Source organism: Rossellomorea aquimaris, assembly GCF_001877785.1.
GTDB classification, from domain to species: Bacteria; Bacillota; Bacilli; order Bacillales; family Bacillaceae_B; genus Rossellomorea; species Rossellomorea aquimaris_A.
In genome coordinates, this window is the sequence record NZ_MINN01000085.1 from 83609 (window position 1) to 97470 (window position 13862).

A 13862-nucleotide genomic window follows, 5' to 3' on the forward strand; every position below is an offset into this window, starting at 1 on the left:
TGAGAGGGGGGCTGAAGATATGTCGGCTGAACTTATTGATGGCAGACTCATTGCTGATTATTATCGTGAGCGGCTGCAGGAATCAATCTCTGAATTAAAAGCGAATGATGTGACCCCGGGACTTGCCGTGATTTTGGTCGGGGACAATCATGCCTCTCACACCTATGTGAAGATGAAGAGAAAAGCCTGCAGTAAGCTGGGGATCCACTCTGAACTTTACCAGTTTCAAGAATCGCTGACACAGGAGGAACTGGTGGGGAAAATAGAGGAATTGAATGAGCTGGATCATATTCACGGAATCCTTGTCCAGCTTCCGCTGCCTCAGCACATCAATCCGATCACCATCATTGAAACCATTTCTCCTTCCAAGGACGTGGATGGATTTCATCCTGTTTCGATCGGTAAGATGGTTACAAATCAGGATACGTTCTATTCATGTACTCCTCTTGGCATCATTAAGATGCTTGAATATGAAAAAATCGATATCAAGGGAAAACATGTAGTCATTTTAGGAAGAAGTAACATCGTCGGGAAGCCGGCTGGCCAATTGTTTCTTAATCGAGATGCAACGGTCACATACTGCCATTCTAAAACTGCCAATCTTACCGACTACACAAAAAAAGCAGATATCCTCGTCTCAGCAGTCGGTAAGGCTAAACTGATCGGTGCCGGTGATATCAAAAAAGGGGCCGTGGTCATTGATGTCGGGATGAACCGTGATGAAGCAGGCCGTTTATGCGGCGACGTCGATTTCGAAAGTGCCCGCGAAGCGGCAGGCAAGATCACGCCGGTTCCCGGGGGAGTCGGGCCGATGACTATCACGATGCTTCTGTACAATACAGTGAAATCTGCCCGATGGCAGCTGGAAAATCGCCAAAAGAGATGAAAAATAGTACACTATATACGACAACTCATGAGGGACGGCATACCAGCTTGTCCCTTTATGCATTCCTGCAGGGAATTGATACATATATTGTTCTACTTTAAAAAATGCATGTCGGAAGGGGGCGGGTCAGCATGGAACAGGATCAATCACGTTATTTGACGGTACAGGCTCTCACAAAATACATAAAGCGGAAATTCGACCGGGATCCTCACTTATCAAATTTATTTGTAAGGGGGGAAATTTCGAACTTCAAACAGCATTCGAGCGGCCATATGTATTTCACGTTGAAAGATGATAAGGCAAGAATTCTTTCGGTCATGTTCTCAAGCAATAATCAAGCACTTAAATTCCGTCCTGAAAGCGGGATGAATGTCTTGATCCGCGGGGACATTTCCGTTTATGAGGCAGGCGGGCAATATCAAATCTATGTAAAAGAAATGCAGCCGGACGGAATCGGCGAACTTTATCTTGCCTACGAACAATTAAAAGAAAAACTTGAGAAAGCAGGTTATTTCGACCCCGCCAGAAAAAGGATGATTCCTAAGTTTCCCGGGAAAATAGCTGTTATCACTTCCCCGACAGGTGCGGCAATAAGGGATATTATCACCACTATAAAGAGGAGGTACCCGATTGGGGGAATCCTTATTTTTCCTGCACTTGTACAAGGTGACCGCGCCGCCGGCTCGATTGCCGAAGCCATCAGGAAGGCAAATGATTACGAAGGAATCGATGTGTTGATTGCAGGACGCGGGGGCGGATCCATTGAAGAGCTGTGGGCTTTTAATGAGGAAGTGGTGGCGGAAGCGATTGTGAATTCGAAAATTCCGGTCATTTCAGCTGTAGGCCATGAAACAGATTTTACGATAGCTGATTTTGTTGCAGATCTGCGTGCCCCCACCCCGACTGGTGCAGGGGAGCTTGCAGTTCCGCATATCGATGACCTGCTTGAACGGATCATGAATCGTAAGCTGAGAATGATCAAATCGTTCAAGACCAAGATACAGGGGGAGCGTAATCGGCTTAACAGTCTGACAAAATCGTACGCCTTAAGAAACCCTCGCACCCTTTATCAGCAAAAGGTCGAACATGTGGACAGATTGACGGATCAGCTCCAAAAAACAGTTACTCTTCAAGTCAGGCAGCAGAGGGATTCAATTGACGGACTGCATGCCCGGCTGCAGAGGGTTCACCCTTCCCAGATCCTGAAAATACAAGAGGAACGGGTGAAGTTTCTGGCTGAACAAGTGGAAAAAGGATATAGAGCGGTCCTGAAAGAAAAAGGACAGCGGCTGGGCTCGGTCATCACCACCCTGCATGCGCTCAGTCCCCTGAAGATAATGGACAGAGGCTACAGTCTCGTCTATGGACAGGAAAAGGAACTGATTAAATCTTTCAGGCAGGTGGCAAAAGGTGATAAACTCGAAATAGATGTACAAGACGGAACGATAAAATGTGAAGTAGACTCGGTAAAGGAGCGGGATAATAATGGCAAAGACTAAGAACGAATTGTCATTTGAAGATGCAATGGAACAATTGGAAGGCATCGTTGAGCAATTGGAGGAAGGAGAGGTTCCTTTAGAAAAAGCACTGCAGTTTTATCAAAAAGGAATGGAGCTTTCCAAATACTGCCATGATACCCTCAACAGCGCAGAAAAACAGTTGACTAAAATGATCACGGATGAAGGTGAAAAATCCTTCGATATCAAAGAGGAGGACTAATGGGTGAGCCTTCATGTTGATTTGGACATATTTCAGCAAAATTACAAACAAAAGTTAGAAGAAACGATGATCGGCTATGTACAGGCCAAAGAAATGCCTTCGACGATAAAAGAAGCCATGGTATATTCTCTTCAAGCCGGCGGGAAAAGAATAAGGCCGGTCCTTTTACTGGCTGTCATAGAGGGTTTTAAAAAAGACCCGAAGCTTGGATTGAAGACAGCGGCTGCACTTGAAATGATTCATACATATTCTTTAATTCACGATGATCTCCCTTCAATGGACGACGATGATCTGAGAAGGGGTAAGCCGACGAACCACAAAGTATTTGGGGAAGCGATGGCCATTCTGGCGGGTGACGGACTTCTGACACACAGTTTCGGGCTCATTGCTGAAGATCCGCTTATTACGAGTGATCAAAAAGTCAAATTGATCGGTCTTCTGGCGCGCTTTGCCGGTCCTGAAGGCATGGTGGGCGGGCAGGTCGCTGATATAGAAGGTGAAAATAAAAAGCTGTCTGTTGAAGAACTGGAGACGATACATGTCCATAAAACAGGAAAGCTGTTGATTTTCAGTGTGCTCGCGGGAGCTGTAATTGCTGGGGCGGATGAGGAAGAACAAACCATGCTTGAGCGCTTTGCTTATCATATCGGCCTGGCATTTCAGATTCAGGATGATATCCTGGATATCGAAGGTACGGAAGAATTGATCGGCAAGCGGATCGGGAGTGATGAATCCAAACAAAAAAGCACGTATCCCGGTCTGTTGACCATAGACGGCGCCAAGAAAAAACTACAGTTCCACTTCGATGAAGCCCTCGATTCTCTCAATGGGCTCGATATGGATACGGGCCTCCTTAAGCAGATTTCACATCTCATTGTAAACCGCAATCATTGATGTTATTGTTTGAGGAAATCCTGAAATATGATATAATACAGATATAAACATTGGGTGGTGCAGTATTCTAGTCAACCTACCAATCCTGAAGGTGGGCCTAAAAATCCACTAAAGGGCACATCGATGAAGTTCCTGGACTTGGCTTGAGGCGCCCAGCTTTGGGTCATATCTGGGAGTAAGGCTTGAGGGCGATCCACAATGGCATGTGGGCGTTGACCCGCAAGCCGCGGAGGCTCTGTTTCTTACGCCGGCATCATGCACGTGCAATGAGAGCAGAGTATGAACCTGCGATTGTGATGGGATCCATCACTAGCAGCGTAGCCTGCCTTGAGTGAAGAGAGAGGGGATTATGGTTACAAAGTACACATCAGTTGGCCATTGGTATGTGCTTTTTCGTCCATATGAAATCCTTTTTGCAAAAGAGGCTAAGGATTGTGTCAAGGGTTGTTGAGGAAAACTCCTAGACTGTTCACTTTGACATATATGAAGGATTATAGTGCGGACTAAGTGGTAATCCAGTCTAGCCTGTGGTGACGCGGCTAAGTCGGGTTTAAAGGGAAACCGCCGGTATGGCAACATCCGGTACCTGATTGGGAAAACCTACTGGACCTAAGCTGCAATTTTTACTTCATATATGACCATCCAACTACATAGGACTTATGCGTAAATAGACACAGTAGAAACGGTGTGTGTAGACGATAATGAATGATACATTAAAAAACTCAATAAAATGGAGTATTAGTATTGCCGTTATCACATTCGTGTTAGCGGCTATTTTTTCAGTTACATCCAACATGGTTCTTAACGGTGTGGCATGGGGAACGGGACTATTCGTGGTTCTCATCATCGTTTGTATAGGGATCTTTTTCGATATGCTGGGCATTGCTTCCACCGCAGCGGATGAAACACCTTTCCATGCAATGGCGGCAAAGAAAGTGTACGGGGCAAAGTATTCAATCAGGATCGTGAGGAATGCCGACCGCTTTGCGAGTTTCTGTAATGATGTAATCGGTGATATTTCCGGAATCATTAGCGGTACAGCCTCTGCCATCGTCCTCATACAATTGGCGGTTTCATTCCAGCTCGAAGGCGGTTCGATCAAGGAATATATCGTCAGCGTCACCCTCACCAGCATCATTGCCTCCTTGACCGTAGGCGGTAAAGCGCTTGGGAAAACGTTTGCGATTACGTATTCAAAGGATATAATATTTAGAGTCGGGACTGTTCTTCAATTCCTTGAAGATCGATTCCATATTGTTCTTATAAAAGATAAAAAAGATCAAAAAAAGAAAAAGCGCAAATCAGAGAAATAAACTATATAGTCATGAAAGTGAGTGGACCCAATGGATTTACTATCAATAAAGGAGCCTTCTTTTCTAAAGTCGATGAGTAATGAGCAGTTAGAAGAGCTCAGTCAAGAGATACGCCAGTTTTTAATCAGTAATCTTTCGAAAACTGGGGGTCATATTGGTCCAAACTTGGGTGTCGTGGAACTGACTGTTTCCCTTCATAAACATTTTAACAGCCCGGTTGATAAGATCATCTGGGATGTGGGGCATCAATCATATGTACATAAGATCCTGACAGGCCGCGCCTGCCAGTTCGATACACTGAGACAGTACAAAGGTCTGTGCGGTTTCCCGAAAAGGAATGAAAGCGATCATGATGTATGGGAGACAGGACACAGTTCCACGTCCCTTTCTGCAGCCATGGGGATGGCCATTGCCCGTGATGTGAAAAAAGAAAAGTCGTTCATCATCCCGGTCATCGGGGACGGCGCATTGACTGGCGGCATGGCCCTGGAAGCATTGAACCACATCGGACATGAAAAGAAAGACATGATCGTAGTCCTGAATGATAATGAAATGTCGATTGCACCCAACGTCGGAGCCCTGCACAGTGTACTGGGAAGATTGCGCACCGCCGGTAAATACAACTGGGTGAAAGATGAACTTGAGTACATTCTCAAACGTATCCCTGCTGTCGGGGGAAGGCTTGCCAGTACGGCAGAAAGAGTGAAGGACAGCCTCAAGTATCTCTTTGTTTCCGGTATGTTCTTTGAGGAACTGGGATTCACCTATCTTGGTCCGATCGACGGTCATGACTTTAATGAACTCGAAGAAAATATCCAGTATGCGAAGAAAACAAAAGGACCGGTACTGCTTCACGTCATCACGAAAAAAGGGAAGGGATTCAGTCCCGCGGAGTCCGACAAAAAAGGTGACTGGCATGGGACTGGCCCGTATAAAATCGATACAGGCGATATCATTAAACCGGTCAATGCACCCCCTTCCTGGAGCAGACTTGTCAGTGAGACTGTGAGGAAGATTGCAAGGGAAGACGAACGAATCGTGGCGATCACGCCTGCGATGCCCGTAGGTTCGAAACTCCTGGGGTTCGCTGAAGAGTTTCCTGATCGGATGTTCGACGTAGGGATTGCAGAACAGCATGCAGCAACCGTGGCGGCCGGACTTGCGACACAAAACATGAAACCGTTCCTTGCCATTTATTCTACCTTCCTTCAAAGAGCGTACGATCAGGTGGTGCATGATATTTGCAGACAAAACCTGAATGTCTTTATCGGAATCGACCGGGCCGGGCTTGTCGGGGCAGATGGAGAGACGCATCAAGGTGTATTTGATATTGCATTTTTGAGACACCTCCCGAACATGGTCATCATGATGCCGAAAGATGAAAATGAAGGACAGCATCTGGTCAAGACAGCAATGGACTATGATCAAGGACCGATTGCACTGAGGTATCCAAGGGGCAATGGGTACGGCGTTCCGATGGATACAGAATTAAAAGCTATCCCGATCGGGGAATGGGAAGTATTGAAAGATGGCACAGAAGTCGCAGTGCTTACTTTTGGCACGACCATCCCGATGGCACTCGAAGCAGCAAATGAACTTGAGGAACAGGGAATTTCCGTGCGTGTCATAAATGCCAGATTCATCAAACCAATGGATGAAGAAATGCTGAAATCCATCTTCGAGGAGGATATACCTGTCCTTACGATTGAAGAAGCTGTACTGCAGGGCGGATTCGGGAGCGCTGTCCTTGAATATGTACAGGAAAAAGGCATCAGGAATGCAGTAGTAGAACGGATCGGCATCCCTGATTACTTCATCGAGCACGGCAGCGTTAAAGAATTACTGAATGAAATCGGAATGACGAAAGAAAATGTAATGGACAGGATTTTAACAATCACTCCAAAAAAACAAAAAAGGGCTTAGTATATGAAAGCAAAAAAACAACGATTAGACGTGCTCTTAGTTGATAGAGGACTTATAGAAACAAGAGAAAAAGCAAAAAGGGCCATCATGGCGGGACTTGTCTACAGCAATGAAGAGAGGCTGGATAAGCCCGGTGAAAAAGTGAGCGAGGATGTCCAGCTTACCATCAAAGGAAAGATGATGCCTTATGTAAGCAGGGGCGGGCTGAAACTTGAAAAGGCATTGAAGGTTTTTGATATTGATGTAAAAGATAAGGTCATGATCGATATCGGATCCTCTACAGGTGGATTCACGGATTGCGCCCTCCAGAATGGCGCGAATATGTCATATGCTATCGATGTTGGATACAATCAGCTTGCATGGAAGTTAAGGCAGGATGACAGGGTAATCGTGATGGAAAGGACGAACTTTCGTTACGTTACACCGGCTGATCTGCCTGGTGAGATGCCTTCTTTTGCTTCCATTGATGTTTCTTTCATTTCACTTTCTTTGATCCTGCCGGTCTTGCGGACGCTTCTAGTCCCCGGCGGCGACTGCATCGCTCTGATTAAACCTCAATTCGAAGCGGGGAAAGAACAGGTCGGGAAAAAAGGGATCGTCCGCGATCCTAAAGTCCATCATTCCGTCATCGAAAAAATAATGAACCTGGCACTGAGCGAAGGATATGACATCCACGGGTTGTCTTTCTCGCCGATCACAGGGGGAGACGGAAATATCGAATTCCTTATCCATATCCGCTGGACGGGTTCTGACAGCGAAGGGAAGTCACATTTGGATATCACTCCCCAGCAAGTCATCGACGAAGCGCACAGCCAGTTCAAAGCGAATAACTAACACTAAAATGAGGCTGGGGCAAAAGTGTTCTAGTTAAGTAAATCCCGAACTAATTTGCACAAGATGAGGCAAATTAGTTCGGGATTTTAATTTGTTCAAAGTACATTTAGATTTTACCCCTTTCTGCAAGCCAAAAAGGCAAAAAGCGCCTTTCCGGCTTGCTCACCTTATGCTTGTCGCCTCTTAACAAGCGCCTCCGCTTTTCTGTTGTACTAATCCATAAAATAGGCTACTATAAGCGTAGAGGTATAAATATACAGGCTAGGTTAGAGGTGTTTAGTTCGATGATGAACAAAGGTCAACGTCATATCAAGATAAGAGAAATCATTACAAATAGAGATGTGGAAACACAGGATGAGCTGGTGGACAGCTTGAAAAATGCCGGTTTCAATGTCACGCAGGCCACCGTTTCACGGGATATTAAAGAACTGCATTTGGTTAAGGTGCCCTTGATGGACGGAAGATATAAATACAGCCTTCCGGCAGATCAGCGTTTCAACCCGCTTCAAAAACTGAAACGGACGCTGACGGATGCATTTGTTAAGATTGACACGGCTGGACATATGCTGGTCATGAAGACGCTTCCCGGCAATGCCAATGCAATCGGAGCCCTGATTGACAACCTTGATTGGGAAGAGATCCTTGGAACGATCTGCGGTGATGACACATGCCTGATCATTTGCAGAACAGAGGATGAAACGAAGGTAATCACCGAACGTTTTCTCGATATGTTATAAAATTCTTTTAAATAATACAAGCAGCGGGTGGAAAATGTTTCACCCGCTTTTCAACTTAAACGTTTCTTTAAGCGAAGATTTGGTTATATACTCATACACAGACAATACTAAATAAGTACCTTATCAACTGAGGTGAATGTTTCTTGTTACAAGAATTATCCATTAAAAATTTTGCCATCATCGATGCGCTGGCTTTATCTTTTGAAGAAGGGCTGACTGTTTTGTCAGGGGAGACTGGTGCAGGTAAATCGATCATCATTGATGCAATTCACTTATTGGTCGGAGGCAGGGGATCTGCAGAGTACGTACGTCACGGTGAGAAAAAAGCAGAGATAGAAGGTCTGTTCATTCTTGATGATGATGCGCATCCTTGTTTTGAGAAAGCTTCCGAATTTGGGATTGAAATCGAAGAAGGAATGATTGTTCTCAGGAGAGAGATAGCCAGCAGCGGAAAAAGTGTATGCAGGGTGAATGGCAAGCTGGTGACAATCGCCATCATGAGGGAAATCGGCGGTGCTTTGATTGATATTCACGGGCAGCATGAGCATCAGGAATTAATGAATGAACAACTTCATTTATCCCTTCTTGATCAATTCGGGGGAAAAGAAATCCAGGCAAATTTAGCTTCTTACCGGGAAATTTATAAAGAATACAGCACTGTACACAAGCAGCTGACGAGATTGAATGAAAACGAGCAGGAAATGGCTCATAGATTGGATCTTATAACGTTTCAGCTGAAGGAAATTCAGGAAGCCGATTTGAAGCTGAATGAAGATGAAGAGCTCTTGGAAGAAAAAAGGAAACTGTTGAATTTCGAGAAATTATTTGAATCGCTTCAAACCTCATATAACAGCATACAGGGCGAAGGGAAAGGTCTCGACTGGACCGGGCTTGCGATGAGTCATCTTGAAACGGCTGCAGATCTGGATGAGCAGTATCAAAAAACGCTGGAGTCCGTCTCGAATGCCTTTTACGTCCTTGAAGATGCCGTGCATCAAATCAGGGGGGAATTGGATCAGCTGGAATTTGAGCCTGATCGCCTGGATTTGATTGAAACCAGGCTGAATGAAATAAACGGCTTGAAAAGAAAATACGGATCATCGGTCGATGAAATCCTTGCCTACGGATCCAAGATTGAAGAAGAGATCGAGACGATTTTGAACAAGGATTCACATATCGACGAGTTGCAAAAGAAGCTGCACTCTCTTGAAAAAGATCTGGTCGTCGAAGCTAAAAACCTGACTCAATCAAGGAAAAAATGGGCAAAGAAATTGACTGGGAGCATACATGAACAGTTAAAACAGCTTTATATGGATAAAACCAAATTCGAAGTGCGTTTCAGTCCGGTCAAGGATGAAACCTTTTCGTTTTCCCTGTTTAAAAAGGATGGATGGGATCAGGTGGAGTTCTATATTTCCACCAATCCCGGCGAACCGCTGAAACCGCTGTCGAAAGTAGCGTCAGGCGGAGAACTTTCAAGGATCATGCTTGCACTTAAGACGATCTTTTCAAAACATCAAGGCATCACTTCCATTATTTTTGATGAAGTCGACACTGGGGTTAGTGGAAGAGTGGCACAAGCCATAGCGGAAAAGATCTACCAGGTTGCGACCCATTCACAGGTTATGTGCATTTCTCATCTGCCTCAGGTTGCTGCAATGGCTGACAGCCATTTATTTATATCCAAAAGACTCATCAAAGGCAGGACAAGCACATCGGTCAAACGACTGGATGAAACCGAAAAGGTCAGGGAAATCTCCCGGATGATCTCCGGTGTGGAAATAACCGATTTGACACAGGAACATGCGAAAGAGCTTCTCCAGCTTGCAAATACTATAAAAGAAACATGAAAAGCTATCCATACAGGGTAGCTTTTTTTCTTTATTACCAGTTATAAATCCAGCTTTTAAAGGCAAAATTAAAACTGTAGCCAAGTAAGCGATTGTGCATTTGAAGCGAGGAGAGTGAAAATAGTGAGTTTAGACTGGTTAAGGAAATGTATAGGTGGAATTCTCCTTGTTTCGCTTTGTTTTTTTGGGTTTTATGAACCTGTTCAACAATTAGTCAATATACCGAATTCAGTGAAAGTAATGGAAGGGGATCAAGTTGCTCTCCCCAAGGCAGCATCCGTTACAGCAATGAGTTCGTTAAACGATAAGAATGTGGCATTACATGAAGAGAAAGGACTTTTGTCCATTCAGGGAAAAGCGGTAGGAAAAGACGAGGTTGTCCTTGAATTGGCAGGTCTGCCTGTCAAGAAGGTCAATGTGGAGGTCCTTAAAGATTTCAAGGTCATACCCGGAGGTCAGTCTATCGGGGTGAAACTGAACACAGTAGGCGTTCTTGTAGTGGGGCACCATCTCGTAGACACAGCAAAAGGGAAAGTATCCCCTGGCGAAATAGCCGGCATCCAGGTTGGTGATATGATCACTGAAATCAATGGGGAGAAAATTGAACAACTTGCTGATGTCGCCCCTTTTGTACAAAAAGCGGGGGAAGAATCGAAAAGCATGGAAGTTGTCATCAAGCGTGAAGACGAGATTGTAAAGACATCATTGATGCCCCTGAAGGAAAAAGGCGAGGATGGCTATAAACTAGGTTTATACATCCGTGATTCAGCGGCTGGAATAGGTACAATGACGTTCTTTGATCCTAAATCCAAAAAGTATGGGGCTCTGGGTCATGTGATTTCAGACATGGATACGAAAAAACCGATCATGGTCGAAGACGGAGAGATCGTCAATTCGGAAGTCACTTCGATTGAAAAAGGCAGCGGAGGAAAACCGGGAGAAAAACTTGCACGCTTCTCTGCAGACAGAAATGTCATAGGAAATATCACGCGCAACAGTCCTTTTGGTATCTTTGGGGCGCTGAATCAATCAGTGGAAAATAATATCCTCGATAAACCAATGCGGATCGCGCTTTCACATCAAGTAAAAGAAGGGCCGGCGGAAATCCTTACGGTGGTGGATGGAAGTAAGGTGGAAAAATACGATGTGGAAATCGTCAGTACGATTCCTCAAAAATTCCCGGCTACTAAAGGGATGGTCATAAAGGTAACGGATCCTGAGTTATTGGAGAAAACCGGCGGTATCGTACAGGGGATGAGCGGAAGTCCGATCATCCAGGACGGAAAGTTGATTGGAGCAGTGACTCATGTTTTCGTCAATGACCCGACAAGCGGATACGGTGTCCATATCGAATGGATGCTGAGCGAAGCAGGAATCGATATCTACAAACAAAATCATGAAAGAGCAAGCTGACTTATCAAACCCTTCTATAGTGCCGGAACCAACGGCGCTTCAGATGGGTTCTTTTTATTTGATTGCCATTTGTAAGAACGCCATTATCTTGATAAAATAAAGATTATTCGACAAACGCTCATTTGAATAGCGAAAGAGGTCGAAAAATAAAGGAAAACTAAGTAAATGAGAGAAAATAATATATTTTTTGGTATTTTTAAAAAAATAAAAGGATTTTTGGTTGCATTGTCGAAAAAGTAATTTAGAATAAAATTATAGACATGAAAATATACACACGAATTAAAATGGATTCGAGGAGGAAACCTGTAGTGAAATCAATTAAAGTATGTGTCGTGGATGATAACCGGGAGTTAACTTCTTTGCTTGAAGACTACATTGCATCACAGGATGATATGGAAGTGGTTGGGATTGCCCATAATGGTCAGGAATGTCTGGACTTATTGGAAGAAGTCGATCCGGATGTATTGGTACTGGATATAATCATGCCCCACCTGGATGGCCTTGCGGTACTCGAGCGTCTGCGTGAAAAGAAGGCGATCCCAAATGTCATCATGCTGACGGCATTTGGTCAGGAAGATGTAACGAAGAAGGCTGTCGATTTAGGAGCGTCCTATTTCATCCTCAAGCCTTTCGATATGGAGAATCTGGTCAGTCATATCAGACAGGTCAGCGGTAAATCAAATTCGATCATCAAAAAACATTCCTCATCCAGAATTACTGCAGAATCTAAACCTAGAAACTTGGATGCGAGCATCACAAGCATCATTCACGAAATCGGCGTACCTGCACATATCAAAGGGTATCTTTATCTCAGAGAAGCCATTTCCATGGTTTATAATGATATCGAGCTGCTTGGTTCCATTACAAAGGTCCTTTATCCCGATATTGCAAAGAAATACAACACTACTGCGTCCCGGGTGGAACGTGCCATCCGCCATGCCATTGAAGTTGCCTGGAGCCGCGGGAATATCGACTCCATATCTTCCTTGTTCGGCTACACGGTCAGTATGACCAAAGCGAAGCCGACCAACAGCGAATTCATTGCCATGGTGGCAGATAAGCTGAGACTGGAGCATAAGGCTTCTTGAAAAGGTAAGTAATCATTTTACATTATAATAGCAGATGAACCCGATGAATCCATGATTTATTGGGTTTTTTATTTCTTTGGGGAGAGGTTAATACATATAATATAACTGAAAAGGGTAAATCAAACGTACAAAAACTACATGGGAAGTGACGCGTAGTGACATTGATATTTGCACACAGGGGATCGGCAGGGACTCATCCCGAAAATACAATGGATGCTTTTTTGGAAGCGGAAAGAGTCGGTGCGGACGGCATAGAGCTGGATGTCCAATTGACGAGGGATGGTGAAATCGTGGTCATCCATGATGAGACGGTCGACCGCACGACGAACGGGAAAGGATTTATAAAAGACTACTCTTTAAAAGACCTGAGAAAATTACATGCACATTCTACATTCAAAAAGAAGTTTTTCAATAAGCAGAAAATCCCTACTCTGAATGAAGTGTTTGATTGGATGAAGAACAACAGTCTTATATGTAATATCGAATTGAAAAACAGCATCATGGATTATGAAGGCATGGAAGAGAAGGTTATAAATTTAATCAATCGTTATGGGTATGCAGGCCGTGTCATCATATCTTCTTTCAATCATTACTCGATCGTGGCCTGTAAACGGCTGGATCCAACAATAGAAATTGCCCCGTTATACTCCACGGGTCTTTATATGCCCTGGGTGTATGCGCAGTCTCTGGGGGCTGACGCCATACATCCGAATCAGAAAGTGGCGAGTGATGAAATCATATCAGAATCAATGAGGAATGGGGTTTCCGTAAGACCCTATACGGTAAATAAAGCCCCTCAGCTGAAAAGACTATTCACAATCGGCTGCTCTGCCATTGTCACCGATTATCCTGAAAAGGCAATAAAAATGAGATCGGAGTACTGACGGCCCTTAAAATTCATCATGATAAAAAGCCAGCGATTAACGCTGGCTTTTATTATTGAAACGATCCTGTACTTTGTTTCTCTTTTTGTCCCGATGCAGAACAAATCCTGCAATGAACCCAAGGCCGGCCAGGAAGAGTATCAATCCTATAATAAATTGCAGCCACAGAAACGGAATAGGGGGCTGCAGAATGCCGAAAAGCATATCTCTCATCAACTTGATTCCGAGTGCTGCCAAAGCACCTGGCACCAGCATGATGATCAGTGCAATTAACCGTACCATGATGGACATAACTCCTTTTCATCTCACTACTTGAAATTC

General features: G+C 44.4%; 13 protein-coding genes. 12 read left to right on the forward strand and 1 reads right to left on the reverse strand.

Annotated features, from left to right (window positions below):
• The first annotated feature begins 19 nt into the window (after positions 1–19).
• The 12 genes from folD to BHE18_RS10375 all read left to right on the forward strand — a co-directional run bounded on the left by folD (position 20) and on the right by BHE18_RS10375 (position 13541).
• A complete protein-coding gene (gene folD / locus BHE18_RS10320; RefSeq protein WP_071618495.1) occupies positions 20–886 on the forward strand; it encodes a bifunctional methylenetetrahydrofolate dehydrogenase/methenyltetrahydrofolate cyclohydrolase FolD in 867 nt (288 codons plus the stop codon).
• A 131-nt stretch (positions 887–1017) separates the two neighbouring features.
• Positions 1018–2385 (forward strand): exodeoxyribonuclease VII large subunit, encoded by a 1368-nt coding sequence (xseA, locus tag BHE18_RS10325; protein ID WP_071618496.1) that lies wholly within the window; start codon positions 1018–1020, stop codon positions 2383–2385.
• Positions 2372–2605, forward strand: a complete 234-nt coding sequence (gene xseB, locus BHE18_RS10330) for an exodeoxyribonuclease VII small subunit (protein WP_071618497.1) — start codon at positions 2372–2374, stop codon at positions 2603–2605. Before xseA ends, xseB begins: the two co-directional genes overlap by 14 nt.
• Before the next feature lie 21 nt (positions 2606–2626).
• The gene (locus BHE18_RS10335; RefSeq protein WP_071618869.1) at positions 2627–3499 is read left to right on the forward strand and encodes a polyprenyl synthetase family protein; all 873 of its coding nucleotides are present in this window, start codon (positions 2627–2629) and stop codon (positions 3497–3499) included.
• 701 nt (positions 3500–4200) lie between these two features.
• Positions 4201–4812: a hypothetical protein gene (locus BHE18_RS10340; RefSeq protein WP_071618498.1), complete on the forward strand. Its 612-nt coding sequence runs from the start codon at positions 4201–4203 to the stop codon at positions 4810–4812.
• A 30-nt stretch (positions 4813–4842) separates the two neighbouring features.
• Entirely contained in the window at positions 4843–6735 is a 1893-nt protein-coding gene (dxs, locus tag BHE18_RS10345) for a 1-deoxy-D-xylulose-5-phosphate synthase (RefSeq protein ID WP_071618499.1), read from the forward strand.
• A gap of 3 nt (positions 6736–6738) precedes the next feature.
• Complete coding sequence (locus BHE18_RS10350) at positions 6739–7569, forward strand: TlyA family RNA methyltransferase (protein ID WP_071618500.1); 831 nt, start codon at positions 6739–6741, stop codon at positions 7567–7569.
• Between the two features lie 287 nt (positions 7570–7856).
• Complete coding sequence (gene ahrC, locus BHE18_RS10355; protein ID WP_032087939.1) at positions 7857–8306, forward strand: transcriptional regulator AhrC/ArgR; 450 nt, start codon at positions 7857–7859, stop codon at positions 8304–8306.
• A 143-nt stretch (positions 8307–8449) separates the two neighbouring features.
• Positions 8450–10156: a DNA repair protein RecN gene (recN, locus tag BHE18_RS10360; RefSeq protein WP_071618501.1), complete on the forward strand. Its 1707-nt coding sequence runs from the start codon at positions 8450–8452 to the stop codon at positions 10154–10156.
• A gap of 123 nt (positions 10157–10279) precedes the next feature.
• The gene (spoIVB, locus tag BHE18_RS10365; protein ID WP_071618502.1) at positions 10280–11569 is read left to right on the forward strand and encodes a SpoIVB peptidase; all 1290 of its coding nucleotides are present in this window, start codon (positions 10280–10282) and stop codon (positions 11567–11569) included.
• Between the two features lie 308 nt (positions 11570–11877).
• Positions 11878–12657, forward strand: coding sequence for a sporulation transcription factor Spo0A (gene spo0A / locus BHE18_RS10370; RefSeq protein ID WP_071618503.1), 780 nt, complete (start codon positions 11878–11880; stop codon positions 12655–12657).
• A 155-nt stretch (positions 12658–12812) separates the two neighbouring features.
• On the forward strand, positions 12813–13541 hold the full coding sequence (locus tag BHE18_RS10375) for a glycerophosphodiester phosphodiesterase (protein WP_071618504.1): 729 nt from the start codon (positions 12813–12815) through the stop codon (positions 13539–13541).
• Between the two features lie 36 nt (positions 13542–13577).
• On the opposite strand, the gene BHE18_RS10380 is transcribed toward BHE18_RS10375, so the two are convergent.
• On the reverse strand, positions 13578–13823 hold the full coding sequence (locus tag BHE18_RS10380) for a DUF2627 domain-containing protein (RefSeq protein ID WP_071618505.1): 246 nt from the start codon (positions 13821–13823) through the stop codon (positions 13578–13580).
• Positions 13824–13862 lie beyond the last annotated feature (39 nt).

Bases quoted from the DNA above. Each gene is read 5' to 3' on its own strand.
- xseA (WP_071618496.1), top strand. From the start codon at position 1,018: ATGGAACAGGATCAATCACGTTATTTGACGGTACAGGCTCTCACAAAA.
- BHE18_RS10380 (WP_071618505.1), bottom strand. From the start codon at position 13,823: ATGGTACGGTTAATTGCACTGATCATCATGCTGGTGCCAGGTGCTTTG.
- xseB (WP_071618497.1), top strand. From the start codon at position 2,372: ATGGCAAAGACTAAGAACGAATTGTCATTTGAAGATGCAATGGAACAA.
- dxs (WP_071618499.1), top strand. From the start codon at position 4,843: ATGGATTTACTATCAATAAAGGAGCCTTCTTTTCTAAAGTCGATGAGT.
- ahrC (WP_032087939.1), top strand. From the start codon at position 7,857: ATGAACAAAGGTCAACGTCATATCAAGATAAGAGAAATCATTACAAAT.
- BHE18_RS10350 (WP_071618500.1), top strand. From the start codon at position 6,739: ATGAAAGCAAAAAAACAACGATTAGACGTGCTCTTAGTTGATAGAGGA.
- BHE18_RS10340 (WP_071618498.1), top strand. From the start codon at position 4,201: ATGAATGATACATTAAAAAACTCAATAAAATGGAGTATTAGTATTGCC.
- folD (WP_071618495.1), top strand. From the start codon at position 20: ATGTCGGCTGAACTTATTGATGGCAGACTCATTGCTGATTATTATCGT.